The organism is Oleiphilus sp. HI0066, from assembly GCF_001635725.1.
On the sequence record NZ_LWFH01000221.1, the window covers coordinates 1 to 889 of the forward strand.

General features: G+C 46.9%; 1 protein-coding gene. It reads left to right on the top strand.

Annotated elements, in window-relative coordinates:
• Nucleotide 1: 1 nt before the first annotated feature.
• Nucleotides 2-889: acyl-CoA dehydrogenase family protein (locus tag A3738_RS03350; RefSeq protein WP_068763358.1), on the top strand; the 888-nt coding region annotated here is incomplete at its 3' end.

Consider the following 889-nt stretch of genomic DNA (forward strand, 5'->3'; position numbering starts at 1 on the left):
CATGATTTTTACACAAGAGCACAACGAGATACGACGCACCGTTAAGAACTTCGTAGATAACGAAATTAACCCATATTGTGATGAGTGGGAAAAAGCGGGCGAGTTCCCAATGAAAGAAATGTTCAAGAAGCTTGGCGATTTAGGGCTTCTTGGGATCAGTAAGCCTACTGAGTACGGCGGCATGGGCCTTGATTACAGCTACAACATCGTAGCGGCCGAAGAATTTGGCGCGGCACATTGTGGCGGCGTGCCACTTGCGATCGGTGTTCAAACTGATATGTGTACCCCTGCCCTCGCGCGCTTTGGCTCAAACGAGTTGCGCGAAGAGTTCTTAGCGCCATCTATCAGTGGCGACATGATTGGTTGTATTGGTGTATCAGAACCAAGCGCTGGTTCAGACGTCGCCGCGATCAAAACTACTGCAAAAAAAGACGGTGATGACTATGTCATCAACGGCACAAAAATGTGGATTACAAACTCCCCGAAAGCAGACTATATCTGCCTATTGGCCAACACCTCTGACGACAAAGTACATCTGAATAAGTCCTTAATCGTTGTTCCAATGAATACGCCTGGTATCGAAGTAGCGCCACGCCTAAACAAACTTGGTATGCGCAGTTCTGAAACCGCACAAGTGTTCTTTGATAACGTTCGTATTCCGCAGCGTTACAGAATTGGCGCAGAAGGTTCAGGCTTTATGATGCAGATGCTTCAATTCCAAGAGGAGCGTTTATTTGGTGCTGCAAACATTTTGAAAGGGCTCGAACAATGCGTTGACCAAACCATTGATTATTGTCGTGAGCGCCAAACCTTTGGACAGCCTCTGCTAGATAATCAGGTGATTCATTTCCGTTTAGCCGAACTTCAAACAGAAATCGAAGCACTGCGC